The organism is Extibacter muris (genome assembly GCF_004345005.1).
GTDB classification, from domain to species: domain Bacteria; phylum Bacillota; class Clostridia; order Lachnospirales; family Lachnospiraceae; genus Extibacter; species Extibacter muris.
This window is the reverse complement of sequence record NZ_SMMX01000003.1, coordinates 161,885-188,048: the sequence shown is the minus strand read 5'-3', so window position 1 is coordinate 188,048 and position 26,164 is coordinate 161,885. Positions and strand designations below refer to the sequence as shown.

The 26,164-nt window shown below is 45.8% G+C and carries 23 protein-coding genes, 2 tRNA genes and 3 pseudogenes; 13 read left to right on the top strand and 15 right to left on the bottom strand.

Features of this window, described 5'->3' with window-relative positions:
* Positions 1-23 precede the first annotated feature (23 nt).
* From E1963_RS19590 to E1963_RS04610, 4 genes are all read right to left on the bottom strand, one after another.
* Positions 24-194 (bottom strand): hypothetical protein, encoded by a 171-nt coding sequence (locus E1963_RS19590; RefSeq protein ID WP_167482111.1) that lies wholly within the window; start codon positions 192-194, stop codon positions 24-26.
* A complete protein-coding gene (locus tag E1963_RS04620; RefSeq protein ID WP_132275809.1) occupies positions 184-918 on the bottom strand; it encodes a LytR/AlgR family response regulator transcription factor in 735 nt (244 codons plus the stop codon). Before E1963_RS04620 ends, E1963_RS19590 begins: the two co-directional genes overlap by 11 nt.
* Positions 919-920: 2 nt before the next feature.
* Positions 921-2,603, bottom strand: coding sequence for a LytS/YhcK type 5TM receptor domain-containing protein (locus E1963_RS04615; RefSeq protein WP_243117567.1), 1,683 nt, complete (start codon positions 2,601-2,603; stop codon positions 921-923).
* A 170-nt stretch (positions 2,604-2,773) separates the two neighbouring features.
* Positions 2,774-4,027 (bottom strand): dicarboxylate/amino acid:cation symporter, encoded by a 1,254-nt coding sequence (locus E1963_RS04610; protein ID WP_414655367.1) that lies wholly within the window; start codon positions 4,025-4,027, stop codon positions 2,774-2,776.
* Positions 4,028-4,142: 115 nt separating this feature from the next.
* On the opposite strand from E1963_RS04610, the gene E1963_RS04600 reads away from it, so the two are divergent.
* The 11 genes and pseudogenes from E1963_RS04600 to tnpC form a co-directional block, all read left to right on the top strand.
* A complete protein-coding gene (locus E1963_RS04600; protein ID WP_243117566.1) occupies positions 4,143-4,694 on the top strand; it encodes an NAD(P)-dependent oxidoreductase in 552 nt (183 codons plus the stop codon).
* A 123-nt stretch (positions 4,695-4,817) separates the two neighbouring features.
* Positions 4,818-5,699, top strand: coding sequence for a SpaA isopeptide-forming pilin-related protein (locus tag E1963_RS04595; protein WP_330570692.1), 882 nt, complete (start codon positions 4,818-4,820; stop codon positions 5,697-5,699).
* Positions 5,700-5,926: 227 nt separating this feature from the next.
* Entirely contained in the window at positions 5,927-6,328 is a 402-nt protein-coding gene (locus E1963_RS04590) for an HNH endonuclease (protein ID WP_243117592.1), read from the top strand.
* A 279-nt stretch (positions 6,329-6,607) separates the two neighbouring features.
* Positions 6,608-8,422 carry a group II intron reverse transcriptase/maturase gene (ltrA, locus tag E1963_RS04585; RefSeq protein WP_132275797.1) on the top strand — a complete coding sequence of 605 codons (1,815 nt, stop codon included), beginning with the start codon at positions 6,608-6,610 and terminating at the stop codon, positions 8,420-8,422.
* A gap of 79 nt (positions 8,423-8,501) precedes the next feature.
* A pseudogene (locus E1963_RS04580) lies at positions 8,502-9,291 on the top strand (conjugal transfer protein).
* A gap of 119 nt (positions 9,292-9,410) precedes the next feature.
* Positions 9,411-10,016 (top strand): recombinase family protein, encoded by a 606-nt coding sequence (locus tag E1963_RS04575; protein ID WP_132275794.1) that lies wholly within the window; start codon positions 9,411-9,413, stop codon positions 10,014-10,016.
* 349 nt (positions 10,017-10,365) lie between these two features.
* The gene (locus E1963_RS20115) at positions 10,366-12,615 is read left to right on the top strand and encodes an immunoglobulin-like domain-containing protein (protein ID WP_201271990.1); all 2,250 of its coding nucleotides are present in this window, start codon (positions 10,366-10,368) and stop codon (positions 12,613-12,615) included.
* Between the two features lie 17 nt (positions 12,616-12,632).
* Positions 12,633-12,857, top strand: coding sequence for a hypothetical protein (locus E1963_RS04565; protein WP_132275791.1), 225 nt, complete (start codon positions 12,633-12,635; stop codon positions 12,855-12,857).
* A 278-nt stretch (positions 12,858-13,135) separates the two neighbouring features.
* Positions 13,136-13,432, top strand: coding sequence for an IS66 family insertion sequence element accessory protein TnpA (gene tnpA, locus E1963_RS04555; protein ID WP_132275789.1), 297 nt, complete (start codon positions 13,136-13,138; stop codon positions 13,430-13,432).
* Positions 13,433-13,540: 108 nt separating this feature from the next.
* Positions 13,541-13,708: pseudogene (gene tnpB, locus E1963_RS21235) on the top strand (IS66 family insertion sequence element accessory protein TnpB); the annotation flags it as partial.
* Positions 13,709-13,776: 68 nt separating this feature from the next.
* A pseudogene (tnpC, locus tag E1963_RS04545) lies at positions 13,777-15,243 on the top strand (IS66 family transposase); the annotation flags it as partial.
* Positions 15,244-15,502: 259 nt separating this feature from the next.
* Here tnpC and E1963_RS04540 read toward each other — a convergent pair.
* From E1963_RS04540 to E1963_RS04530, 3 genes are all read right to left on the bottom strand, one after another.
* A tRNA-Pro gene (locus tag E1963_RS04540) sits at positions 15,503-15,576 on the bottom strand.
* Between the two features lie 61 nt (positions 15,577-15,637).
* Positions 15,638-15,708 (bottom strand) — tRNA-Gln (locus tag E1963_RS04535).
* 80 nt (positions 15,709-15,788) lie between these two features.
* On the bottom strand, positions 15,789-17,117 hold the full coding sequence (locus E1963_RS04530; RefSeq protein ID WP_132275783.1) for an MATE family efflux transporter: 1,329 nt from the start codon (positions 17,115-17,117) through the stop codon (positions 15,789-15,791).
* A 178-nt stretch (positions 17,118-17,295) separates the two neighbouring features.
* On the opposite strand from E1963_RS04530, the gene E1963_RS04525 reads away from it, so the two are divergent.
* The gene (locus tag E1963_RS04525) at positions 17,296-18,093 is read left to right on the top strand and encodes a MerR family transcriptional regulator (protein WP_132275780.1); all 798 of its coding nucleotides are present in this window, start codon (positions 17,296-17,298) and stop codon (positions 18,091-18,093) included.
* Positions 18,094-18,182: 89 nt separating this feature from the next.
* Here E1963_RS04525 and E1963_RS04520 read toward each other — a convergent pair whose 3' ends face one another.
* The 5 genes from E1963_RS04520 to E1963_RS04500 form a co-directional block, all read right to left on the bottom strand.
* A complete protein-coding gene (locus E1963_RS04520; RefSeq protein ID WP_132275777.1) occupies positions 18,183-19,397 on the bottom strand; it encodes an LL-diaminopimelate aminotransferase in 1,215 nt (404 codons plus the stop codon).
* Between the two features lie 139 nt (positions 19,398-19,536).
* On the bottom strand, positions 19,537-20,370 hold the full coding sequence (gene dapF, locus E1963_RS04515; protein ID WP_132275774.1) for a diaminopimelate epimerase: 834 nt from the start codon (positions 20,368-20,370) through the stop codon (positions 19,537-19,539).
* 24 nt (positions 20,371-20,394) lie between these two features.
* Complete coding sequence (locus tag E1963_RS04510) at positions 20,395-20,943, bottom strand: ANTAR domain-containing response regulator (protein WP_132275771.1); 549 nt, start codon at positions 20,941-20,943, stop codon at positions 20,395-20,397.
* A gap of 47 nt (positions 20,944-20,990) precedes the next feature.
* The gene (locus E1963_RS04505; protein WP_132276108.1) at positions 20,991-22,322 is read right to left on the bottom strand and encodes a glutamine synthetase family protein; all 1,332 of its coding nucleotides are present in this window, start codon (positions 22,320-22,322) and stop codon (positions 20,991-20,993) included.
* 192 nt (positions 22,323-22,514) lie between these two features.
* Entirely contained in the window at positions 22,515-22,724 is a 210-nt protein-coding gene (locus tag E1963_RS04500; RefSeq protein WP_132275768.1) for a hypothetical protein, read from the bottom strand.
* Between the two features lie 193 nt (positions 22,725-22,917).
* On the opposite strand from E1963_RS04500, the gene pduL reads away from it, so the two are divergent.
* Positions 22,918-23,562 (top strand): phosphate propanoyltransferase, encoded by a 645-nt coding sequence (gene pduL / locus E1963_RS04495; RefSeq protein ID WP_132275765.1) that lies wholly within the window; start codon positions 22,918-22,920, stop codon positions 23,560-23,562.
* 38 nt (positions 23,563-23,600) lie between these two features.
* On the opposite strand, the gene E1963_RS04490 is transcribed toward pduL, so the two are convergent.
* The 3 genes from E1963_RS04490 to E1963_RS04480 form a co-directional block, all read right to left on the bottom strand.
* A complete protein-coding gene (locus tag E1963_RS04490; RefSeq protein WP_066573347.1) occupies positions 23,601-23,846 on the bottom strand; it encodes a TM1266 family iron-only hydrogenase system putative regulator in 246 nt (81 codons plus the stop codon).
* A 38-nt stretch (positions 23,847-23,884) separates the two neighbouring features.
* A complete protein-coding gene (locus tag E1963_RS04485) occupies positions 23,885-25,081 on the bottom strand; it encodes an FprA family A-type flavoprotein (RefSeq protein WP_132275762.1) in 1,197 nt (398 codons plus the stop codon).
* 366 nt (positions 25,082-25,447) lie between these two features.
* A complete protein-coding gene (locus E1963_RS04480) occupies positions 25,448-26,089 on the bottom strand; it encodes a lysoplasmalogenase family protein (protein ID WP_132275759.1) in 642 nt (213 codons plus the stop codon).
* Positions 26,090-26,164: the final 75 nt, after the last annotated feature.

The window sequence follows — 26,164 nt, the reverse complement described above, 5'->3', positions numbered from 1 at the left end:
TAATGATATTGCTTCATATGTACTCATTTGCACCACCTCCCTTCTTCTGCAAGCTGGGAGGCCACCACCCTGTACACGATTACTCCATGAATGAAGAATAGCATATCTTCCTCGTTGATACAACGATCCAGGAAGCTTAAAGCAATATTTGTACCATATATATGTAAATACATTTCTGCAATCTTACCACCCAAGCAGCTGGCGCAGCACCTTCGTCTTCTCACGGCCGACCGGCAGAACCTCCTGTTCACCCCCCTGCATCTTAAGCCCGAAGCTGTTGTTCCCCCACGGAAACACTTCCCGTACTTTATCCAGATTGATCAGATAGCTTTTATGGCAGCGGAAGAATCGGTCCCCTTCCAGACGCTTTTCAAATTCCCCGATACTTTTCCCATCATAGTATCCATTTTCAGCTGTATGTATCATGCATCCTCTGTTATGTGTCTCGATATAGATGATGTCATCTATATCTTCAAATATCGTCTTTCCCTCATTGCTGATTGCAATCTTGCCGGGACGTGGCTTTACTGCCTGTCCCTGATGGCCGGCGGACGGACGCTGTACCTGTATCCTCTCCAGCACTTTTTTGAGCCTTCCTTTGTCGTAGGGCTTCAGGATATAATCCTCCACACCGAGTTCAAATGCGGTCACCGCATATTCGGAATAAGCCGTGACAAAGATTATCTTTGCATCCTGCTGCATGTTTTTCAGAGCATTGACGAGAACCGTCCCGTTTATATCCCCAAGGTTGATATCGAGAAAAAACATGTCGTACTTCCCGGCACCCGCAAGTTCCAGTGCCGCAGCGCCGGAATCGCCTTCTTCTATCACCGCGTCCGGCACGAGTTCCCTGAGCTGGTGCCTCAGCTCGCTTCTAGCAGGCCTCTCGTCATCTATCACCGCTATCCTTACCGCCATACTTATCTTCCTTTCTTGAAACAGAGCTGCACGCAGCTTCCGTCACCGGAGCTTGTTATATGGATTCCGCAATCTTCTCCATACGTGCTCTTCATCCTTTTGTATACGTTGCTGAGGCCGATGCTGCTGCCGACGGTTCCGCCTTCTTCCAGCTTTTCCACGACTTCGGCAGGAAACCCTTTTCCTTTGTCGCTGATTTCCACGGCATACCCCTCTTCCGCCTCCCGCACACTTATATTTACAATCCGTTTTCCTTCCCGGTTTATCCCATATTTTACAGCGTTTTCAACAACCGGCTGCAGTATTAGCGTCGGAATCATGATATCCATCTGCTCGGGCACGTCATACGTCACAGTCAGCTTGTCCTCAAACCTGCCCTTTTCCAGTTCAAGGTAATCTTTCACATGGTTGATTTCTTCCTCCATGGGCACCATGTCAGCGCCCCCGGCAAGATTATAACGGAAGTAGTTGGCAAGAATCACGAGAAGTTCCCTGGCACGTCCGGCATTCTCCCTGCACACGCACGATATCGTATTCAACGCATTGAAGAGGAAATGGGGATTGACCTGGAACTGAAGCGCCTTGAGCTCCGCCTGCTGCCGCATGATTTCCTGGTGCTCCAGCTCGGCCATGGCAATCTGGAATGAACCAAGCGTGACAAGATGCTGCAGAAGTTCCAGCTCACTTTTACGGAAGACCCATCTCTTCTTCATCCATACGATCAGACACCCGACAGATTTCCCTTTTATGACAAAGGGCGCCGCAGCCATGGAATACTCCTTCATCCACTCGTACCATGAGCTGCTTCTTGGCACATTGTACATCGTGGACAGGCCGCCGGTCTGCAGGGCATATTTGCCGACTCTTGGTATGCTTGTCAGGTCCGGCTGATACTCGATTCCCTCCTGCTGCCATTCCAGGATGTCCGTCCTGTCCGTAATCATGACCCCCATCCAGTCCGTCTCCCTCAATATCGCGGATGCCAGCTCATGCATATTGTCCCCCTTGCTTATCCCGTAACGCAGCAGCGGCAGGCACTTCTGCGTCAGTTCCGACGCCTGCTGGAGCTGGCGGCTGCTTTCGATGTCCTGCTGGATAAATACATTGTTAAAGCTGGATATGAATATGAGGATACCGATGGAGTTCAATACGATCATTGGGACCGCTATCTCCAGAACCGTACTCAATGCATCTTCAAAAGGGCTTGCCAGCCGCAGAAGGGCTATCATGTCACAGAATTCCGCAAAGCAGGCGAGAAGGAAGAGATCCCTGTATTTCCATTTTCCTCTCTGGAAATAAGGGTAGAATCCTCCCCCGAGCAGCCCGAACAGTACCGTGGAAAATGCGGATGCCATGGCAAACATCTGAGGTTCTGAGAAAAAGTAGACGTACACCGCCCCGATAAGAGAAGCATACAAGCCTACAATCGGCCCCCCTAGAATGCCGGAAGTCATGGCACCAATCACACGCGTATTCAGGTTATATGAACCGATATCTATGCTCGTATATGTAGACAGGATGATGATGCCGCCGAACACGAGGGCCAGGAGTACCTGGCTTTTGAAGCTGCGGCGTTCCTGCTGGATAATATTCTGGATGATTTTAAGTTTGGAAAGCAGATTTGCCACGAGAACCAGAAGGCCAATATTCAGTATGAGCTGGAATATCAAATTATCTGACTGCATATACGACGCTCTCTTTCCGGCCCTCAGGACCTATATCGGATGCCTTCTCCGGCATCCCTTCCTGTATCCCATCATAACACAGGCCCCCGGCACATCGCAAGGATATGCCGAGGGCCTGCTAAAGCTTTGTATGATTTTTCTGCGTACGTCGTATATGAGATAAACAAATTTTAATATGTAACTTCCTTAACACCGTTGTATACGTCCCGGTCGAGCTCACCGAGCTTGCTGGCAACGAGCATCCCGACCATGACATCCACGTCTACGTTCATCAGCGTCCGGAACATGCCTGAGAACCAGTCGATTCCTATCAATATGGCAATGCTCTCAAGCGGCAGTCCCAGTGATGACGCGAGGAACGTATAGACGATGACCGAGCCTCCGGGAACGACTATCGTACCCATGCACATGAGGCAGGATAGCAGTATCGCCATGCCCAACTGATAGACGGTAAGGTCCACGCCCGTGGACTGGGCCATGAAGAAGATGGCGACTACATAGCACATGGCAGCGCCGCAGCTGTTCATGGACATCGTAATCGGTCCCGTAAAGTCTGCAACCTTGCGGCTGACTCCAAACTTAGTCACCGCGTCTTCCATCTTGGTCGGAAGACAGATGGCGCCGGACGTGGTCGTCACGGCCATCATAGACATCTTGGCGAACTTCTTCGGCATCTTCGCCGGATTCACCTTGCACAGCGTGGCGGTCAGCGGTCCATAGATAAGGAACTGAATCACATCTCCTATAAACAGCACACCGAGGAACTTGAGCATCGGTATGATGACCTTGAAGCCGGTAGAGCCTGCTACATCTGCCAGCAGACAGAAGATACCTATCGGGGCGATATGCATGACTGTCTTGATGATATTGGTGATAATCGCATTCAGGCCGGTCACCCAGTCTGCCATATTGCGGTTACCGCTCTGGCGTGTATAGGCTCCCATGGCCACACCGAAGAACAGTGCAAATACGATACACGGTACCATGGCGCTGTCCGCCATGGAGCCGATGATATTGGTAGACACGAACCCTAACACCGTATCCTGGAGGGATGTCGATTCGACGGTGGCATTCGCTATCTCTTCCGCATTTGCTATCTGTATACCCACGCCGGGCTGGATCAGCATGGACAATGCCATGCCCAATCCGGCTGAAATGACTGTAAACAATATGATCCACTTGAATGTATGGAATCCCATCTTCCCTACATCCTGTCCATCACCACTTCCTACGGCTGCCGCTACGGCAGACATGACAAGCAGGATGACGGACATCTGGATAAGACGTATGAATATGTCGCCTATGAACTTTATATTGGAGGCCCACGGCCCGACCAGCGCACCGAATATGATGCCACCGATCGTGGCAATCAATATCTGTGTCGTGAGTGATATTGAAAATCTTTTCTTCTTTTCCACTTTCATTCCTCTTTTCTCATTTTCTCATACTCTCGTCTTCCGGCCGGACAGCTTTTATATATACTTATATCATATAAGAAAAAAGGAATACATCAATAGCTTTTGCCTGAAATGTCAGATTTTGTGCTTTAAACGGCAGTTTCTCTGTATAAACCGGAGGGAACTGTATGCAAAAGCAGACAGCCCTCTACCGGTTCGTGCAGTATTCTGGTTCCTTGCCTTCCAGTACGTCAATCACTCCCTTTGCCGTGCACATGCTGACATTCTTGTATGCTTCATATGTTTCCGCCCCGGTGTCGGGCATGAGATAAAGGGCAAGACGCTCGGACTGCTTGGATTTGGAGCAATTGCAAGGCTGGTAGCAGAGAAGCTGATGCAGTTTGATGCAGAAGTGATTGCGTGCGATTTATATCCGGATGAAATGGAAGCAGAGGCATTCGACAGGATGAAAGATGACGCATACATAATCAACTGTGCCAGAGGTTCCATCATAGATACGGATGCATTGTGCCGGGCATTGAAAAACGGCACGATTGCGGGTGCGGCTCTGGACGCTTTCGAGGCGGAGCCTCTGACGAAGGATGCGGAGATACTCGCGTGCAAAAATGTAATCTGCACGCCCCACATGGCGGTTGTTGATAGTGCAAGTAAGAAACTACATTTACTAAATTAAGAAAGGCAACTGTTGTACCTATTTAAAAATTAAATATGTGTGAAAGGACAAGCCTTTCAAATTGTAGACGTTCAAAAATGAGCGTCTATTTTTTTACCCAAAATGAAAGGAGCGTTAAAAATTATGAAAAAGATATTGAAACGATTATGCACAGGCGTACTTGCCGTATTGAGTGGAAGCAATCGGTTTTCCGTATCAGATAAGGTTATCCGTGGCGGTGTCAAAATCCAAAAACGTGATTTAGAAACCAAAGATACTAAAGCACAAGGCGGAGCAGCCTTGAAAGATACAGCCTTTGAAATCATTTCCTTAAATGATAATGCCGTATTGGTTGAGGACAAGCTATACAAGAAAAATGAAGTCGTAAAGACAATCCATACCAACATAGAGGGTGTGGCTTCTACTTCGGCTGACTTGTTACCACACGGGAAATACCGTCTTGAAGAAAGCGAAGCACCAGAGGGCTATCTGATTGACGGTGCGAAAGCGATTGAGTTTTCAATCACAGAGAATGGAAAAATCGTTGATTTAACTGATGAAGCTCACTCTATCTATAACCAGATTAAACGTGGCGACTTAGAGGGTGTGAAGATTGGAGCAGGTGCGCACAAGCGTCTTGCTGATGTTCCGTTCAGGATCACAAGCAAGACGACGGGCGAAAGCCACATTGTCGTAACCGACGACAACGGACAGTTTTCTACATCTTCTAACTGGGCTTCCCACAAGCACAACACCAACGAGGGCAAGACCAGCAAGGACGGCGAAAAAGTGATTGTCGCAGGTAAGGACATAACAATCATTGATACGGTCAAGTTAGACGGACTTGTGAAAGGCACAAAGTATCAGTTAAAGGGCTGGCAGATGTTACAAGAAGAAAATGCAGAGCTTATCATCAATGACAAGCGTGTAGAAAATGACTATACCTTTACCGCTGACAGTGAAAACATGGAAGTACAGATTGCCTTTACTTTGACGCTTCCGAGCTTGGCGGTAAACAGCTTGTAACCTTTGAAGAATTATACGATTTATCCAACCCAGACGAACCAAAAAAAGGTTACGGAGCATAAGGATACCACGGACGAGGGACAGACGGTAACAATCAAGGAAATACCAGAAGTTCCCGAAGAACCAGAGAAACCAAAAACATCAGAAACACCAGAAACACCGACTACACCCGATACGGCAACTTCAATAAACTGATTTACTTCAATTATCTAATGGAGTATAGCTGTTTGAAAACATTAGCCAACAAACACCGTTCTAAAATTTCCAAAGTAAGAGGAAAGTATAAAGACGGTACAGGCGAATGGGGAATCCCTTACCAAACAAAAAAAGGGCAGAAAAGAATGTATTTCGCAAAATACAGTGACTGTAAAGGGAAAAGATTTACTGACATTATCCCCCAGCAGGCAAAGAACCATTCTCATAATACTACAACATTTGAAAGCCGTCTAAAGGCAAAGATTTGTGAAGTATGTGGATGTATCGACAGTGATAAATATGAAATCCATCATGTCAATAAAGGTAAAAATTTGAAAGGTAAAACAAAGTGGGAACAAGTAATGATAGCCAAACGGCGCAAAACCATAGTTGTCTGTCACAAGTGTCATATGGCAATACATCATGTTACCTAAAAGTATATATGTAAGGATAAGATTATCGGAACGTCGTAAGCTGAAAACACGGATACCCTTATCGGTAAATGAAGTGTTCACAAGGAAAATTTCTAAAGAAATATAACTTGGGTTAATTTCAGTGAAAGTGGTGGCACAGTACCTATGAAGCGATGATAACAAATCGTGGAGGGATAGCCACTAGTCAATGGCAGTTAAAAAAATCAATTCATTAAAAATAATTAGGTTCGAGTATGACTAAAATAGGCAGTTACTCCAAAGGAGGTACAACGCCGACTAATGACAACCAAAACGCAGAAGAAAAAGGCTTTAAGGTTCAATGAATACTACGATACACAAGACATTCAAGACAAACTGTATCAACTAGGAAAAGAAAACTGTAAGTTTACTAACCTTGTTGAACTAATAACAGATAAGCGAAATGTAATGCTTGCATATCGAACAATCAAAACAAACAAAGGAAGCAAAACGGCTGGTACTAATAGTAATACCATATCTAAATTAGCGGAAACCAGTCCAGAGTTATTGACAGAGTATGTAAAAATAAGGCTTAAAAATTATATTCCCCATGCAGTTAAACGAGTAGAAATTCCAAAACCAAATGGAAAAACACGACCTCTCGGAATACCAACCATTGAGGATAGACTAATACAGCAATGTATCAGACAAATATTAGAGCCGATATTAGAAGCTAAATTCTATGAACACTCATACGGATTTCGCCCAGATAAAAGTACATCTCATGCTATTGCTCGCTTCTATCACCTTGCACATAGTGGATTTCATTATGTTGTGGATATAGATATAAAAGGATTTTTCGATAATGTTAATCATGGAAAACTGTTAAAGCAATTATGGACGTTAGGCATTAGAGATAAAAAACTGATTTCCATAATATCGAGAATGTTAAAAGCTCAAATTAAAAATGTCGGAGTTCCCAGTAAAGGTACTCCGCAAGGGGGAATACTGTCTCCCCTGCTGGCAAATGTGGTATTAAATGAACTTGACTGGTGGATAGCAAGCCAATGGGACAACCACCCTACGAACTATCCATACAAACATCAAAGAAGCAAGTTACTTGCGTTAAAGGAAACACAGCTAAAGGAAATTAAAATTGTTCGTTACGCTGATGATTTCAAAATCATGTGTAAAGATTGTGATACAGCACAGAAAATCTTCATGGCTACCAAAAAGTGGCTGAATGAACGATTACATTTAGAAATCAGCCCAGAAAAATCAAAAATCACGAATATTCGTAAGAATTATTCAGAATTTCTAGGACTAAAGCTAAAGGTTAAAAAGGGTAAAGCTGGAAAGTACACAAACAGAAGCCACATGAGGGACAAGGCTAAGAAACTTGCGACAGAAAAACTCAAAGAACAAATCAAAACAATTCAGAAAAAACCAACGAGAGAAGCTGTAAACAAGTACAATTCTATGGTATTAGGATTACAGAACTATTACAGTATGTCAACTATGGTAAATTATGATTTCGTAGAGATTGCCTATATAGTCAACAAGAGCCTGCTTTGTCGAACCAAACACATTCGCAGTAAGAATGGAACTATAACACAAACATATCAGAAATTTTATAAGGAATATGGATATAAAAAGATATTCATAGCAGGTACTGTCCTATTTCCTATTGCAGGAATTAAATTCAGAGAGCCAAAAATGATTTCAAAAGAGTGTACCAGATATACGGTTGAGGGAAGAAATGCAATACATAAAAGATTACAAATGAACATGAGAATTATTCATTATCTCATGGAGCAGACATCACCCCTACAAGGAACAACTGAACTTAATGACAATCGAATTTCTGTATATGTAGCACAAAGAGGAAAATGCAAGATTACGGGAAAGGAATTGAAAATCGGAAATATGGACTTGCACCATGTAAAACCTAAACTCAAAGGTGGTTCAGACGAGTATAAAAACCTGATATATGTAACAAATGAAATACATATTCTTATACATTCCTCTGCTAAGGAAACCACAGAAAAATATTTGAAAATAGTAAAACCAGACAAAGCACAACTAAACAAAATCAATCAGTATAGAGTTATGGTTGGAAATAATGAGTTAGATTAAAACGACTACCATTGAGGGAACGCCGTGTGATAGGAAACTATCATGCACGGTGTGAAGTGGGGGAAAACTTGGAGATAAAATCAAAAAGTTACCTATCACTATCGATATTACCGCTATTGATATGCACACGGTACATGAAACAGAAACCATTCAGCTAAGGCTTAACGACACCAACGGGATTGAAAATTTCGTCAAGAACTTCTGTAAGTCCTACTACACATGGGGCAACAGCAAAGAAGCTATCGAAGCAAGGACGCAGGCAATCAGTAACTATCTGACAAAAGAATTGCAGGACTTGAACCTTGATACCATAAGAACGGATATACCGACCAGCTCCACTGTTTCTAATGTGCTGATTTGGGATATAGAACAGTCTGGAACGGACGATTTTTTTCGCTACCTACGAAGTAGATCAACAGATAAAAGAGGGAGAACAGACAACGAATGTCAAGGCGACCTATACCGTCAAAGTCCATGTGGATAAGAACGGAAATATGGTAATCGTTCAGAACCCGACCCTTGCACCAGCGATTGAGAAATCTGATTATGAACCAAAGGCACAAGAAGCAGACACAAGCGTGGACGCTGATACCATGAATGACGCTACGGCTTTTTTGGAAACATTCTTTAAGCTGTACCCGACAGCGACAGAATAAGAACTTGCCTACTATGTAGCTGGCAATGTGCTTGAACCTATCGGCAGGGACTATCTCTATTCTGAATTAGTCAATCCCATATTTACGACTGACGGGGACAATGTGAAAGTCAAGGTTGCCGTGAAAATCATAGACAATCAGACAAAGGCAACGCAGGTATCACAGTTTGAATTAGTGTTACATAAAGATAGCAACTGGAAGATTATAGGATAGATTTATAACAGCGTGCATTTTTCTAAATCTGCACGCTGTCCTTTGCTATTCATTCATCTTCTATCCTACTACCTTGATTATAATCTCCTTTGTGGATAATAACAAAGGAGGAATTTATTATGGCGAAATACGCATATATCCGAGTTTCAAGCAAAGACCAGAATATTGCAAGGCAGGTCGAAGCCATGCAGGAAATTGGACTGACAAAGAAACAGATGTATATTGATAAACAATCAGGAAAGGATTTTATACGCAAGAATTATCAAAGGCTGGTAAAAAAGCTGAAAGCAGGCGACGAGCTTTATATTAAGTCCATAGACCGTCTGGGGCGTGATTATGATGAAATACTAGAACAATGGCGTTATCTAACAAGAGTAAAAGACATTGACCTAATTGTGTTGGATTTCCCTCTGCTTGATACCAGAAATCAAGTGAATGGCGTTACAGGAAAATTTATAGCAGATTTGGTATTGCAGATACTTTCCTATGTCGCCCAGATTGAAAGAGAAAATACGAAACAAAGACAGGCAGAAGGAATACGTATCGCAAAGGAAAAAGGCGTGCAATTTGGTCGACCCAAACATGATTTCCCAGAGAAATTTGAAGAAATCTATCAACTGTGGGAAACTGGGGAAATAAGTATGCGTGAGGGTGGACGACGACTAAATACCCATCACACAACATTTGCGAGGTGGATAGCCCGTTACCAACAACAAAAGGCATAAAAAGTAGACTTTCTACGCCACTTCTAAACTTAAGTTTTTTGTACTGATTTAAGTTTAAAACCGCTGTTTTTATCCAAATTTATCCTATACTAAATGATAGCACACACGGCACAAAAAGTCTGCTTTTTGTGCCGTGTATACTTCTACCATTCTATCCTTTTATCCTGATGTGAATATCATAATCTACAATGAGGGGAGGTTGAGAACGAGATAAAGGCAAAACGAAAATTTCTTGTAATGAGAAATCGGGAGAGAAAACCAGAAAAACAGTGGTTCATGAGAATGCAGGATTTACTTTGTCTGGTTCAAAATCTCCACAAAAATGAATAATCAAAAAAGGAGAAAAAAGATGAAGCGAAAAAAATATAAAAGCATTCTAGCCTGCATGCTTATCTTATGTATGGTCTTTGGTATTCAATCTAATCTTGCTTTCGTTTTCGCACAGGAAAATGATGATAGCATAGAGCAAGAAAATATAACCGACTATACGACAGACATGATAGACGGCACTGATACAACAGATGATACAACTGGTGCAATAAAGGACGACACCAAAGATACAGACATTACAGGCAAAGATGGTGTGAACACAAAATCAGAGAGTGAACCTATGAAACTGAACCGTGATATTGCTTCTGTTAATCTGGATAATAGTTTCGGCACAGAGATTGTGACACAGTCTGATAATAGTGATAATGTTACTGTAACAATTGACTCTGATAGTTTTAGCAAATATAGCGATATTATCAATGAGATTAAATTTACAAATACAGATAATGCCCAGCAAATAACTGTTTCCAAAGACGCAAAAGTTTCTTTAACAGTTACTTATGCTGACAATATTCAGAATACAGTTCTTGCATGCGCTGCTTTTGATGTTGATGGTAACTGGGTAGCGGATTGCCGTGCTGGAAATACTGATTTTACGGAATATTATATAAACAAGCCACAAGGCGATTACACCATTCGGGTAATCGGACTGACTGAATACAATATTGAGGGTGATACCTTGACTTTTTCTGGATTTGGGGAAATATCTACTTGCGGAGATGTGGTAGTAGGCAACCAACCATGGAATCAAAGCGATGTCAGCAAGGTAATTATTTCTGAGGGGATTACTAGTGTAGGAGACCAAACATTTAAGAATGTTAAAAATTGGAACACAAATACAAGCCTCTCCTTGCCCGACACGTTAACAGGAATCAAACAATTTGGCTTTAACGAATGTAATTTAGCAGGCTACATTAGACTACCTAAAACTTTAAACAGTATTGGAAAGTATGGGTTATCCAACTTTGGAAATAAAGTCATTTTTAACATGACCGAAAATATCCCAACAACCTTTGTTTCTAGCTCTTTCGCTACCCGCACAGGCAATAGTTCTGCTGTTGTATATGTCTCTAATAAAGAGCAAGTTGTTAACATTGGTGGCACCCCTAGTAATAAAAATACAAATAGTGGATATAGCCACATATTTCTTATTACAGATGGGGGGATTTTTCCAGAGGATACTGTATTTTCTCTTGATGAATATGCATCTCCTATAAAATCTGGATACACTTTTGATGGGTGGGAAGAAATTGACATACTATACAACCCAATAAATAAGTCGGATAATACTGGTCATACTTATCAGGCTAAATGGGTTGAAAAAGCTGACAGTAAAATTTCTTTCAAAGACGACTTGAATTTGAACAAACTCTATGATGGTATTGCTGTATCGTTATCAGAAAATGATTATATCGTAACAGAGGGTGCAGGGAATGTAGCATTTGCTTATCAAGCAAAAGGTGGAAATGACTGGAATGATATTACTTCTGCTCCAATAAATGCTGGCACATATCAAGTGAAAGCTATTGTTGCAGAAAATGATACTTATAAGAGTGCAGAAACTGACTGGAAAGAGTTTACAATCAGCAAGGCAATGCCGACTTATGAAGTACCAACCAACTTGACAGCAACCGTCGGACAGACCCTTGCAGACGTAATACTTCCAGAGGGCTTTGCATGGCAGGACGCTCAAACGACTTCTGTTGGTAGTGTTGGAACGAGGACATTCAAAGCGACATACACGCCAAAGGATACGATGAATTACAATATTGTAACAGATATTGAAGTTACATTGACGGTCAATCCAAAAATGGAAGAATTAAATTCAGTTCCTACAATCAAGGCAGAGGATAAGACTTTGTTCATAGGCGATAAATTCGACCCATTGAAAGATGTTACCGCTTCGGATAAAGAGGACGGCGATATTACAAAGAAAGTTGAAGTATTAAGTAATGATGTAGATACCTCAAGGGCAGGAACATATACAGTAACATACAAGGTTACAGATAGTAAAGGAGCTTCTTCTACAAAAATGATTACCGTTACTGTCAGAGAAAAAGATACACAAAAACCAACGACAGACGATAACGAGAAACCATCAGCAACGGATATAGATAAGAAACCAACAAGTACAGATAAGCAGATAACAGCTGATACTCCTAAGACTGGTGATCGAACGAATATGACAACATGGGCTATACTGATGTTTGTATCTCTTGGTCTGCTGGCTGGCGTATTCATAGTAAGAAAATCACGCAAGAACATATAAAGAATGTAGAGGATTTTATGGATAGAGATATTTTTGAGGATATGAAGATTGAAACGGGGTGTGCTTATATTTCAGATTTACCTTATATCAAAGAAATAGTAGAGAGAAAACTTTTTGAACTTCCATTTGACCTTTATCCTAAAGAACAGCTTCAGGAGTTCTGCAGCTTTGTGTTCCGTGACAACGGAGCTGTCTATCAATCTCTTATGATGAAATACCGCAGAGATAGCAGATACAATTAGGCTTGAAGGAAAAGATATACAATAAAATATCACTTTAATAGGCTCGTACAGACTATATGTTTTGTACGGGCTTTTTTGCACCCAAAATTTTTTCACTTTTTTCGGTTTCAACTTAACAAATCACACCTTGCTGTACAGATATGGTGCGGAAAGAGGGATAAGCACTTTTCAAAGGTAAGCGCCAAATATTCCTGCGGATTTCCTAATCCAAAGATTTCCCGTATAATTGTAGTCGAAAGATATTTAGACTATTTCACTACAATTACGGAGGATAGGTTATGGCTAGTACTCGCAAAGCCCGTGTTCCGATGAGGGAACAAACCCGGCTTATCAATGAATGCCGCCAGAGCGGCATGTCAGATGCTGACTGGTGCCGTGAGAACGACATTGCAGTAAGCACCTTTTATAACTGGGTCAGCCGATGCCGGAAAGCGGCAGCGAATCAGATTCCAGCAGCGAATTATGGTCATCCCCCGGTTCCCCGCCCGAAACAGGACGTGGTCCCTATTGACATTGTTCCGGATTACATTTCGGAACGACATACAGCATCACAGATGCAAAAAATCGTACCTTGACAATTCACATACGATTGAAGTTGCTATGAAGGATATCACAGTCCGCATCAGCAATGATGCAGACCCTGTCCTGCTGGCCAGGGCATTCCGCCTGCTCCAGGAGCTCTCATGTTAGGTGACATTTCCGGGCTCGAAAAGATCTACATCGTCTGCGGCTACACAGATATGCGGAAATCCATTGACGGGCTCTGCGCCGTTATCGAAGACCAGCTTAAGATGGATCCATCGTCCAGCGCTCTCTTCCTTTTCTGTGGAAGAAGACGGGACAGGATCAAAGCCTTGTTCCGGGAACCTGACGGCTTCGTTCTGATCTATAAGCGGTTGTCTGTCCGCGGCGGCTATCACAGGTGGACTATCTTACCAAAAAACTTTTCGCCTCTTCCAGCGAAAGAAGATCCGATGATATTCCGGGACAACAGAATCTCTTCGATGAAGCGGAAGTGGAACAGGATCCATCCCTGCTGGAAGAAGAAACGGTAATCCGGGAGCATACCCGCCAAAAGAAGGCAACGCATGAAGAGCTCTTCAAAGGCCTGAAGGTTGAAAAAGTAGTGATACCTCTCCCGGAAGAAGAGCAGATCTGCCCGGTCTGTGGTACGCAGATGGTCCTGGTCGGCGAGGAGTATGTCCGCCGGGAACTGGAATTCATTCCTGCCACCTGTAAAGTGATCGAATACTACAGACGGAGTTACGGATGCCCATCCTGCAAGGAAGGACTCGGTGATACGGAAAAACCCGTGATCGTAAAGTCCCAGGTCCCGGCGGCTCTGGTTGGGAAAGGCCCTGCCTCGGCTTCTGCCGTTGCATGGACCATGTATCAGAAGTATGCCAATGGGCTTCCCCTTTACCGGCAGGAGAAAGACTGGAAACAGTATGGTGCCCAGATCAGCCGCACCACTCTTGCCAACTGGATCATCTACTGTTCGCAGAACTATTTTCAGCCAATGTATGATTACTTTCATCGGGAGCTTCTGAAACGAGAGTTTGCGATGGCAGATGAGACAAGAGTCCAGGTGCTGAATGAGGAAGGACGCAGGGCCCAGACCCAGTCATTCATGTGGCTGTTCCGCAGCGGCGAGGGCGGGCTTCCGGCAATCATCCTGTATGGCTATTCCCCGACCAGAAGCGGCAGCCATGCAAAGGAGTTTCTGGAAGGCTACCATGGATATCTGGAAACTGACGGCTATCAGGGCTACAACAATCTCCCGGGGATCAGACGCTGTTCCTGCTGGGCGCATATCCGCCGATACTTTATCGACGCTGTCCCCAAAGGAAAGCAGTATGACTACAGCCAGCCGGCAGTACAGGGAGTCCAGTACTGCAACCGGTTATTCGCCATTGAGGACTCGATTAACAAAAAATATCCCGGTGATTATGAAAAGCGGACGCAGCTGCGTCTCGAGAAGGAAAAACCTGTTCTGGAGGCTTTCTGGTCGTGGCTTGAGCAGCAGAGGCCGGTCCGGAATACCCGGATGGATAAAGCGGTGAATTACGTTCTCAACCGGCGTGATACAGCAGAGACCTATCTGGAAGACGGGCGCTGCAGCTTTACCAACAATCTCAGCGAGAATGCGATCCGTCCATTCGCAGTGGGGCGGAAGAACTGGCTGTTCAGCAGTTCCGTTGACGGAGCGAATGCCAGCGCAGTGGTCTACACAATGGTTGAGATGGCAAAAGCACATGGGCCGAATATTTACGGATATCTTAAATTTCTGCTGGAGCACCGGCCAGATAAAGAGATGACCGATGAACAGCTGGCGGATCTGGCACCCTGGAGTGAAAAACTCCAATCTATCAAAGATCGCATGTGAATTATAGTGAATTACTCCAACTCGCAAGGGGCTGGGGTAATTTTAATTTATACCGCGGTATTATTTAGCGGTTACTTTCATTCACTGTGAATCCCCAATAAAAAAGTAGCCAATCCATAAGGTTAACTACTTGTAAATCCGTATTTTCTTGTTTGCCCCCTCAACGCCCAACATTACAGAGAATGCTGAATCCCAACCAAAGCCAACCAGCTTTTTTACCTTATGAAAAATGAAAATCCCCCATAAAATGGGGGATAAATCGGAGTGACGTGATTCGAACACGCGACCTCTACGTCCCGAACGTAGCGCTCTACCAAGCTGAGCCACACTCCGACATTTTATTTAGTTAACCGGATTCTCTGTAAAAGAGAAATCCGGCGCCCCTGCCAAGGAACTACGGATAGAGGATTTGAACCTCTACTAACAGAGTCAGAGTCTGCTGTGCTGCCATTACACCAATCCGCAATACAGCTCGTCATTTCTTTGACGGAACATGTATTATTATACCAAATCGAACACAAAAATCAAGCCTTTTTTACAACTTTTTAATTTTCTTTTTTCCAACCCTTTTTATAGCGTATAAACAGGCCAATAGTCAGGATGAACGTTAAGCATTCTGCCAAAGTCGGGCTCCACCATATGCCGCTTCCTCCAAACAGAGCAGTCAGCAGTCCAAGGCTCAGTACAAGCATGACGATGCTTCTGGCCACCGATATCACCATAGCTGATACCGGCTTCTCTACTGCTGTAAAATAACCGCCAATCACTATATTATAGCCAGCTACGAGGAAGGACAGCACGAATATGCACATCACATGTACGGAATAAGCACTCAGCTCCGTGAGTTCTTTTGCAACGAACATCCCTACTATCCCCTTGGCGCCGATGACGCTACCCGCCGTGAATACGACAGATACGACAACCGCCGCCGTTATTCCGTACCGCATCAGCTTCCGGCAGCGTTCGATTCGTTTCTGCCCGTAATAGTAGCTGATTAAAGGCTGGTAACCTTGTGCAATTCCGACCATGGACATGATAGCAATAGAATTTACGTATGATATAATCGTATAGCTTACGAGCGCGTCCTCATTCAGGTAACGTAGTATAGCCTGGTTAAACAGGAATATGATCAGCCCCGTCGACAGCTCAGTGATTCCGGACGGCAGACCGTTCTTGAACTCCCTCCAGACAAGCGGCAGATCCATCTTGAACTTCCGGAATTTGATGGTTCCTTTCCCCGCCAGAAAATGCATCAGATAAAGCCCGATGAGCGCTACATTAGACAAGCCCGTGGCAAGCGCGGCACCTTCGATTCCCATGTCCCATTCCATAACCATGAAGTAATCCAGCACAACGTTCATGAGCGACCCTGTCGTCACGATGATGGTCGCGCGCTTTGGATATCCGTCTGTCTTGATTAACGTCTCAAAGGAATATGCCAGGATAAACAGCCCGGAGAACGGTGCAAGCGTTCCGAGATAGTCCAGCACGTACTCCCGGTTGTGGGCCGTTGCCCCCAGGAAATCTGCGAACCGTTCCAGGTTCAGCATCACGACTACCGTTACAATGATAGAAAGGATACAGAGCAGTACGATATTCTGTGTAAACACCTCGTTAGCCCGCTTGATATTCTTCTCCCCGAGCATAATCGCTACCACTGTAGAAGTACCCACTGCGAATAAAATAGATATCGCATACAGCGCCATGACATAGGGCATAGATATATTTACTGCAGTCAGAGCCACCTCCGATACACCTCTTGCCACAAAGATACCGTCTACCATCGTATAAAGCGCAAAAACCCACTGCGCGACGATAGATGGTATGATAAATCTTATAAAATCACCTTTCAGCGATTTACCTTCCAATCTCATAATTAATCTCTCCTTAATTCTTTTACCTTGTAATTATAGATTAAACCTTGGTATAATACTAAGGTCAAGGGTTTTATTTGGGGACGTAACATAATTCAAAAGGATCACGTCCCAAATTAACAATTGCCCTGTACCCAAATTAACAATTGCCCTGTACCTAAATGAGGGGAAGGTCTTTATGAAGCATTATTATCGCATCGGCGAAATATCACAATTATACAATATCGGCCCAGATTCTCTGCGTTATTATGAGAAGCTTGGTATCTTAAAGCCGCACAGGGGGGAGAATGATTACCGCATGTATCATATCCATGACTTGTGGCGGCTGAATGTTATCCGGGATCTGCGGGAGCTTGGTTTTTCTATGGAGCGCATCCGGGAATACCTGGATAATCGAAGCCTGTCCAACACGGAAAATATGCTGCAGGAGGAACTGGATATCATCCGGGAGCGTATGAAGTCCCTGGAAACGCTGCAGTCGAATATCGAAGACCGTCTGGATATCATCCGGGACGCGATAAGGCAGCCAATCGGAGTGATTGAAGAGAAGACGCTGCCCGCACGACGGTGCCACACGATACACGCCGGCTACAGCCAGGACGAGGAGATGGATATGCTTATCAAGCAGCTCCTGAATAAGAACAAGGATAAGCTTTATATCATCGGGAATAACCGAATCGGTTCCGTCATCCCTGTAGACAGTGCCGCCGCGGGCGATTATAGGAACTATACCGATGTCTTTATCATTGACAAAAGCGGTGAAGATGTTATCGAACCAGGTAATTATCTCTCTGTCAGCTACCGGGGCGACTGTGCGCAGAATGCCGACTATATCCCGAAGCTTCTGGCATATGCCAAAGAGCACGGCTACAGCCTTCAAGGGCCATTCCTGGAGCTGCTCTGGACAGATATACATCAGGCTGTCGAGGAAAAGGAGCACATTACGGAGCTACAGATTAAGATAGGCCATGACTGACCGCAGACCATAGAAAAGCCGCCGGAGATGTAATCTTCTTCTGCCGGCGGCTTTATCTTATCCTTTCAGTATCCTTACCTTTCCAGGCTCTATATCTCCTGGATCCTCTTGATTGCTGCAACCGTATTCTCATAAGAGCCAAATGCCGTCAGCCGGAAGTACCCTTCACCGCTTGGCCCAAACCCGGAACCTGGCGTACCGACTACGCCTGCACGTTCCAGCAGATAGTCGAAAAATTCCCATGAAGTCATGCCTTTTGGTGTCTCCAGCCATATATACGGTGCATTTACGCCACCGGACACACTATATCCTGCGCTTTTCAATCCCTCATAGATAATTCCGGCATTTTTCATATAGTATGCTACCTGTTCTTTAAGCTGTGCCCGACCCGCATCTGAATAAACCGCCTCCCCTGCCCTCTGGACAATATATGGCGCTCCGTTGTATTTAGTCCCGTGCCGCCGTGCCCACAGCGAATGAAGCATGACATCCCCGCATTTCAAATCTTTTGGAACCACGGCGGCACCCAGGCGGACTCCTGTGAAACCGGCATTTTTAGAAAAGCTGCGCAGCTCTATGGCACACGTCCTGGCCCCTTCACATTCATAAATCGTGTGTGGCACATCCTTCTCTGAAATGTATGCTTCATACGCAGCATCGTAAATAATCACGGCCCCGTTCTTATTGGCATAATCTACCCATTCCTGAAGCTGAGGCTTCGTTATCGTGGCACCGGTCGGATTGTTCGGGAAGCATAGATAGATGATATCCGGCACCTCCTTTGGCAACTCAGGCGCGAAATTGGTCTCCTTCGTACATGGCATATAGATGACGCTGCTCCACGTCTCTGTACGTGCATCATAAGTCCCGGTACGGCCGGCCATCACATTCGTGTCCACATAAACCGGATAGACAGGGTCACACACCGCTATCCTGTTATCCTTGGCAAAGATTTCCTGGATATTCCCGGAGTCGCACTTTGCCCCGTCTGAGATAAATATCTCGTCCGCATTAATGTCGCACCCTTTGGCCACATAATCATTTAAAGCCATGGCGTTTCTCAAGAAATCGTATCCCAGATCTGGTGCATAACCGTGAAATGTCTCCGCATGCGCCATCTCGTCCACCGCACCGTGAAGCGCGTCGATGATAGACGGCGCCAGCGGCCGGGTCACGTCTCCGATTCCGAGCCGTATGATAGATGTATTCGGATGTTCTGCCTGGAAGGCCGCTACCTTCTTGCCGATAGTAGAGAACAGATAGCTGCCCGGCAGCTTCAAGTAGTCTTCATTTATTTTAAACATATACGTTCCTCCTCGTTATCTATAATTTAATGCTGGGGTCGAAATACCTTTTGACCCATGATACCTACGGATTGCTACGCACTTTGTGCTCATGCAATCATGAAACGCATGACCTTTTGACCCTGGTATCATAATATGTCTATATGTCAATCTCACCGTCATATACAACAGTGGCAGGCCCCGTCATATACACATTATCCGATTCACGGTCCCACCTGATAAGCAGGTCGCCGCCCAGCAGCTTTACAGTAACCTCGTCTTCCGTATAACCGTTCAGTATGCTCGCCACTGCCACCGCACATGCTCCGGTGCCGCACGCGAGGGTCTCGCCGGTACCGCGCTCCCACACGCGCATTTCCACTGTAGTCCTGTCAATCACATGAGCGAATTCCGTATTGATACGTTTCGGAAAGCGTTCATGGTTTTCAAACTTCGGACCTACCTCTTCCATATCGAGTCCGCCCAGATCATCCACATATATTACAGCGTGGGGGTTCCCCATAGATACGCCTGTCATCCGGTACTCTGTCCCGTCTACGACGACAGGCTCGTCGATAACGGCATCACCCCCGGATACGATTGGTATCTGTCCTGAATCAAGTATCGGCGTCCCCATATCCACTTTGACAAGTACGGCTTTCCCATCCTCTACGGTCAGATCCAGATATTTGATGCCTCCAAGCGTCTCTACAGAAATGCTCGTCTTATCTGTAAGCCCGTAGTCATACACGTATTTTGCAACGCACCGGATACCATTGCCGCACATCTCTCCCCGCGAACCATCGGCATTGTACATCTCCATCTCAAAGTCGGCGGCCTCTGACGGGTTAATCATTATAAGCCCGTCTGAGCCTACCCCGAAGTGCCGGTCGCTTACGTATCTGGCCGTTTCCGAAGGATTCGCGATTCTTTCTTCAAAACAGTTCACATACACGTAATCATTTCCAAGCCCATGCATTTTCGTAAATCTCATATCATTCCTCTCTTTCCACAACTGCTATTCAGCCATGATGCTCAATACCATCTCAGCCGTCTCCACCATATTCGTCCCGCTGTCCATGCTGTTTTTCTGCAGATATCTGTGTGCTTCCCCCTCTGACATGTTGTTGCGTTCCATCAGAAGCTGTTTTGCTTTTTGGATGGCCTGCTGCTGATCCGGGCTCCGTCCCTTTCTTTCCTGCCTCCTCTTCCTTCTCCTGCGGTTCATGTTCTGAAGCATCATCTCCACCGTATTCATCAGGTCGTAAACCTTAATCGGCATGTCCAGCCCCACTACCCCTTCCGCAAGTCCGCTGCTCCATTTGTCAGGAGACGCTATTAACAGCATCTCAAAATCAGCAGGAAGATATTCACGAAGTTCAGAATACAGCATATCTTTCAGCTTATACCCGCACACGACGATGCCTTCGTCAACCGTATCCGCATAGTTCATAGCCTGTGCACCTGTAGTGCATGCCCCGGTGACAGCCATGCCTTGGCGGGCTAACAGGTTACGGATATTGGCTGCATTGTCCCTATTCGGAAATACAACAATAATACCAACCAAACTGACACCTCCTGTAATGTGTTTCTACTGGTTATGACATGCTGGCGTCAGATTCTGTGCAGGTATTTTTCAATCTCCCACTCTGTGACCTGTCCACGGTAATCCCTGTACTCTTCTGTCTTTGCCTTGATGAGCTTTTCAGAAAGGTCTTCTCCAAGCACTCCTTTGATGAACGCATCTTCTTCAAATGCACGCACCGCTTCCAGAAGGCTTCCGGGCAGCGCATCGATACCGGCTTCCCTCCTGTGTTCCTCCGTCATCTTGTATATATTGCAGTCAACGCTCTGAGGCGGCATAATCTCGTTGTGGATGCCATCCATCCCTGCCGCCAGGCAGACGGACAGGGCAAGGTACGGATTAGCCGAAGGGTCAGGGCTTCTGAGTTCCACTCTCACATCGCCGTCCCGCGCCGCCGGTATGCGTATGAGCGGCGTACGGTTCTTCGTCGACCATGCGATATACGCCGGTGCCTCATAGCCTGGCACAAGTCTTTTAAAAGAATTGACGGAAGGGTTGGTAATAAAGCTGATTGCCTTTATGTGCTTTATGATGCCCCCTACAAAATGATACGCTTCCCTGCTCAGCCCCTTTTCATCCTCAGTGTCTGAAAACACATTGATACCGCCCTTGTCAAGCGACATGTTCAGATGCATGCCCGAACCGTTCGTACCGTATTTCGGCTTCGGCATAAACGTGGCATGCAGGCCATGGCGCTTTGCAATGGTCTTGACGACCAGCTTGAATGTCATGATATTATCTGCCGTCGTCAACGCTTCATCATATTTGAAATCTATCTCATGCTGTGCCGGGGCCATCTCATGGTGGGAGGCTTCTATCTCAAATCCCATATCCTCCAGCGTGAGCACCATGTCTCTGCGGGCATTTTCGCCCAGGTCAAGAGGGCCCAGGTCAAAGTAGCCGGCACATTCATGCGTGAGCGTAGTCGGCAGCCCGTCATCATCCGTGTGGAACAGGAAGAACTCACATTCGGGACCTACATTGAGCTCGTAGCCTTCCTCCCGGACCTGGCCCACTACCTGCTGCAATATGAAGCGCGGATCGCTTTCAAATGCAGTCCCGTCTGCCTTATATACATCACAGATTAGCCTTGCCACTTTACCTTGCTGGGGCCTCCAGGGAAATATGGCAAATGTGCTCAGGTCCGGACGCAGATACATATCTGAATCCTCCACATCTGCAAAGCCATCGATAGCCGAACCATCGAACATGCAGCCGCCGTCAAGCGCTTTTTCAAGCTGGCTTGCCGTAACCGCTACATTTTTCAATGTACCAAAGATATCGGTAAACTGAAGGCGTATAAATCCCACGTCCTCGTCGCGGACCATCTTCAAAATGTCTTCTCTCGTGTAATTATTCATCATCATTTCCCTCCTCATTACGGATATGCAGCATTTTTGTATGTTTAGTATGTATATTTATGCACTTTTATGTATAATCAAAGGCGTTCCCATATTCGTGAAAACGCCTTTGTCTTATACAATATAAAATTATAAATAGAAAATGGCGCTTTGTCAACGTACCAAAGTGCCGAACATTGCCAGAAATACGATTTAATCTTCGTCATCCAGCCAATAGTCATCGTCAAGCTCGTTATATACATTGCCATTATTATTGCCGCAGCTGATGCCTTTCTTGACAGGTGACAGCAAAAAGCCTTTCACGACGCCGATGAGGATACAGCATATTATGAGCAGCACCTTCTCCGTCGGCGTCCAGTCCCGCTTGAAAAATTCCCTGACCGCTTCCCAAATGTTTCTCATCCTTCTTCCTCCTTATATCATCTATACTCCAAGTGGTGATGTTCCCTGTTCCTATTATATGCCATTTACGTGCTATTCTCAAGCACGTAATCTAAAATATCTGAAGATTGAAAAAAGCACTCCGCTTTGTTACAATAAGCATATATCAAGTCTGATGATATTCTATTTCATGTACAGAAAGGTGTGGAGAGTTATGGGGATTGCTATACCAATCGAGACAAGTGCACGCCATATGCACATCAGCGAGGCAGATTTTAAAATTCTATTCGGAGAGGACAAGGCCCTGTCATATAAAGCTCCTTTAAGCCAGCCGGGGCAGTATGTATCCAATGAGCGGGTCACCGTCAAAGGCCCGAAAGGCAGTTTTGAAAATATTGCAGTGCTCGGGCCTTACCGCCGCGAGACACAGGTGGAAATCTCCATGACCGACTCCCGGAAGCTCGGCGTGCCTGGAATGATCCGGCAGTCCGGAGACACGCAGGGCACTCCCGGGTGTACGCTCATCGGTCCGAAGGGGACGCTGGAGCTCGGACACGGCGTCATAGTCGCCAAACGCCACATCCATATGACACCCGTCCAGGCCGGCCAGCTGAACGTCCAGGACAATGATGAGGTATTTGTCATCATGGAAAGCTATGAACGGTCACTCATCTTCGCGGATGTCGTCGTACGCGTAAGCCCTGACTTCGCGCTCGCCATGCACGTAGACACCGACGAGGCCAATGCCTTTGCCAATGCAAACAACCCAACCGGGGTCATCCTGAAGCTCTTCGGCGGCAGGACGTATAACCTGCAGAAATGGGCGGAAGAGCTCCAAAGCGGAATCAACCGGTTATAAAAGGGACGTAGGAAAACGAAAAAAGATCACGTCCCTGTTCACAATTTCGCTGTCAGCGTCTTGGCGGTAACGCCCGGCTGCATCCCGAGCTTGCCGGAGAGCGCGCTTGTCACATCGCCGGGGGCGTCCAGCACCACGCTGATGATGGACACGCCTCTGTCACGGTAAGGAATGCCCATCCGGCCCACGACATGCTCCCGGAATTCGTGCAGCAGCTCATTGATCGCTGTCACGGATTCTTCTTCTTTTATGATGATGCTGATTACGGATACTCTGTTGTCCATATGTCTTTTCCTCTGATTTTCTCTTGCCGGCCTTATGCCTACATTGCTTCCACAATTTTCCGGGCAAATGTTTCCAGGTCCTCTGCCCGATCTTCTCTAAGGACAGATTTGATAGACAGCTGCTCCAGGACGGTAATGTCTTTCATCTCTTCCAGCCGCTTCACAATCATCCTGCCTGCCGCCGGGGCCCATGTCCCGTTATCCATAAGCGCAACGGTACGCTTCTGTACGGATAGCGCCTTCATGTCGCTCAACAGGTTCTCTATCGGCGGGTAGATGCCTCCATTATACGTCGCGCAGGCAAGCACGACATGGCTGCATCGGAATATTTCTGCAATCAGGTCTGACACGTGGGTAGATGATGCGTCATATACCTTGATTCCCTTCACCCCCGCGTCTGCCAGACGGCATGCAAGCGAATTCACCGCCGCCTCGGTATGACCGTATATGGACCCGTAGATGAGGACGACGGAATCCTCTTCCGGTTCGTATCTGCTCCACTTGTCATACTTGTCAATGAAAAAGCCAAGGCTGGATCTCCACACCGGCCCGTGCAGGGGGCATATCATCGCCACGTCAAGTGCGGCAGCCTTCTTCAGCAGGCTCTGCACCTGTACGCCGTATTTTCCGACGATATTGGAATAATATCTTCTCGCCTCAGAAAGCCAGTCCTTTTCGAAGTCAATCTCATCGTTGAATATATTGCCGTCCAGCGCGCCAAATGTGCCAAAGGCATCCGCGGAAAATAGAATCTTGTCCTTTTCATCATAAGTCACCATGACCTCCGGCCAGTGGACCATAGGCGCCATCACGAAACGGAGCGTGTGCTCTCCCGTCGAAAGCGTGTCCCCTTCTTTGACAAGTGTAACCCTTCCGTCAGATTCAACGTCAAAAAACTGATGGATCATCTGCACCGTCTTTGTGTTCGCGACCACCTGCATGTCAGGATACCTCTTCATCAGCTCCTCGATATTGGCACAGTGGTCGGGCTCCATATGCTGTACGACAAGATAATCGATGCCACGTCCCGCAAGCACATATTCCAGGTTCTCCATAAACTGGCCCGTGACAGATGCGTCCACCGTGTCCATCAATGCCACCTTCTCGTCCATGATAAGGTAGGAATTATAGGAAACTCCCCTCGGTATCGGAAATAGATTTTCAAACAAAGCAAGCCGTCTGTCGTTGCAGCCGACCCATACGATATCATCCGTTACTTTTCTTGTACCCTGCATTTTTTGCATCCCTCCTGTAATCATTTCCACTCATCATTTTCCGAACTGGCATCCTCTATTCCTGAATACCAGCATAATAATGATACCAGGGTCAAAAGGCCACGCGTTTCATGCCTGCATGAAAAAGTGTGACTTTGGGACCCGTAAAACATGAGAAAGTAGCCCGATTAGGGCTGATTTCGATTGTTTTAGGATTGCGGGAGCATGAAAATGCGGAGCAATCCGTAGGTATCAAGGGGTCAAATAGATTTTGACCCCAACATCATAATTATAACACAAACACAAAATCAGGTATAAAAAAAATTACCCTGTCTTTGCATTTTTCCTCATACAATATGATATTCTCTTTCAATAATGTGCCGTCTTTTACAATCCAATGAACACTGCCGCTCCAAACAGATAGACAGCGCTGTAATACAGCAGCAGGATGGCGGCCCCGTATATAAGCTCATCCTTCCCCTTCGTAGTCCTGTACGCGATAATCCCGTCTGAGATGACGAAGCAGACCGCCCCTGCCGCAGCCATGGCCGACGCTTCTGTTCTATAAGAGATCCAAAGGGTAACGGCCGAGGCCGCCATATAACAGAGCACTGCCATGTATATGACTGCCGCGGCTTTCAGCTTACCAAGGTGTTTCAATTCATTTTTAAACAGGACGAATACCACCAGATACGCCAGCGACGCCCCTGCAAAGGTATACCATACCGGATGTGCCAGCCTGTTGTAGGATGCGATGAAGCATATATGCGCGGTCCCGAACAGCAGGATCCCCTTTACAAAGTCCAGTTCCAGCGCAACATCAGCGGCCATGCACAATACGAGCCCAAGCGACATGAAGGTGCCAGTCATGCCGCCGAACCTGATAGCCCCGTGCATGCCAAGATACACGGCCATAAATGTGGCAAGCGCTTTAAATGCAAGCGACCTGCACCCGATTCTTCCCCTCGATGCTCCATATATGATTGCAAATACCAGCATGAGAACTGCTGTGATAACCAATACCCTCATGTCTCCCTCTATGTTCTCCTTATCCCTCTCTAAAACGTACAAGTATATAATCCGAGTATAGCACAGTAGTTAAGG

Coding starts and splice junctions, on each gene's coding strand:
- E1963_RS04620 (WP_132275809.1), bottom strand. CDS start 918: ATGGCGGTAAGGATAGCGGTGATAGATGACGAGAGGCCTGCTAGAAGC.
- E1963_RS04615 (WP_243117567.1), bottom strand. CDS start 2,603: ATGCAGTCAGATAATTTGATATTCCAGCTCATACTGAATATTGGCCTT.
- E1963_RS04610 (WP_414655367.1), bottom strand. CDS start 4,027: ATGAAAGTGGAAAAGAAGAAAAGATTTTCAATATCACTCACGACACAG.
- E1963_RS04595 (WP_330570692.1), top strand. CDS start 4,818: ATGAAAAAGATATTGAAACGATTATGCACAGGCGTACTTGCCGTATTG.
- ltrA (WP_132275797.1), top strand. CDS start 6,608: ATGACAACCAAAACGCAGAAGAAAAAGGCTTTAAGGTTCAATGAATAC.
- E1963_RS04575 (WP_132275794.1), top strand. CDS start 9,411: ATGGCGAAATACGCATATATCCGAGTTTCAAGCAAAGACCAGAATATT.
- E1963_RS20115 (WP_201271990.1), top strand. CDS start 10,366: ATGAAGCGAAAAAAATATAAAAGCATTCTAGCCTGCATGCTTATCTTA.
- E1963_RS04565 (WP_132275791.1), top strand. CDS start 12,633: ATGGATAGAGATATTTTTGAGGATATGAAGATTGAAACGGGGTGTGCT.
- tnpA (WP_132275789.1), top strand. CDS start 13,136: ATGGCTAGTACTCGCAAAGCCCGTGTTCCGATGAGGGAACAAACCCGG.
- E1963_RS04530 (WP_132275783.1), bottom strand. CDS start 17,117: ATGAGATTGGAAGGTAAATCGCTGAAAGGTGATTTTATAAGATTTATC.
- E1963_RS04525 (WP_132275780.1), top strand. CDS start 17,296: ATGAAGCATTATTATCGCATCGGCGAAATATCACAATTATACAATATC.
- E1963_RS04520 (WP_132275777.1), bottom strand. CDS start 19,397: ATGTTTAAAATAAATGAAGACTACTTGAAGCTGCCGGGCAGCTATCTG.
- dapF (WP_132275774.1), bottom strand. CDS start 20,370: ATGAGATTTACGAAAATGCATGGGCTTGGAAATGATTACGTGTATGTG.
- E1963_RS04505 (WP_132276108.1), bottom strand. CDS start 22,322: ATGAATAATTACACGAGAGAAGACATTTTGAAGATGGTCCGCGACGAG.
- E1963_RS04500 (WP_132275768.1), bottom strand. CDS start 22,724: ATGAGAAACATTTGGGAAGCGGTCAGGGAATTTTTCAAGCGGGACTGG.
- pduL (WP_132275765.1), top strand. CDS start 22,918: ATGGGGATTGCTATACCAATCGAGACAAGTGCACGCCATATGCACATC.
- E1963_RS04490 (WP_066573347.1), bottom strand. CDS start 23,846: ATGGACAACAGAGTATCCGTAATCAGCATCATCATAAAAGAAGAAGAA.
- E1963_RS04485 (WP_132275762.1), bottom strand. CDS start 25,081: ATGCAGGGTACAAGAAAAGTAACGGATGATATCGTATGGGTCGGCTGC.
- E1963_RS04480 (WP_132275759.1), bottom strand. CDS start 26,089: ATGAGGGTATTGGTTATCACAGCAGTTCTCATGCTGGTATTTGCAATC.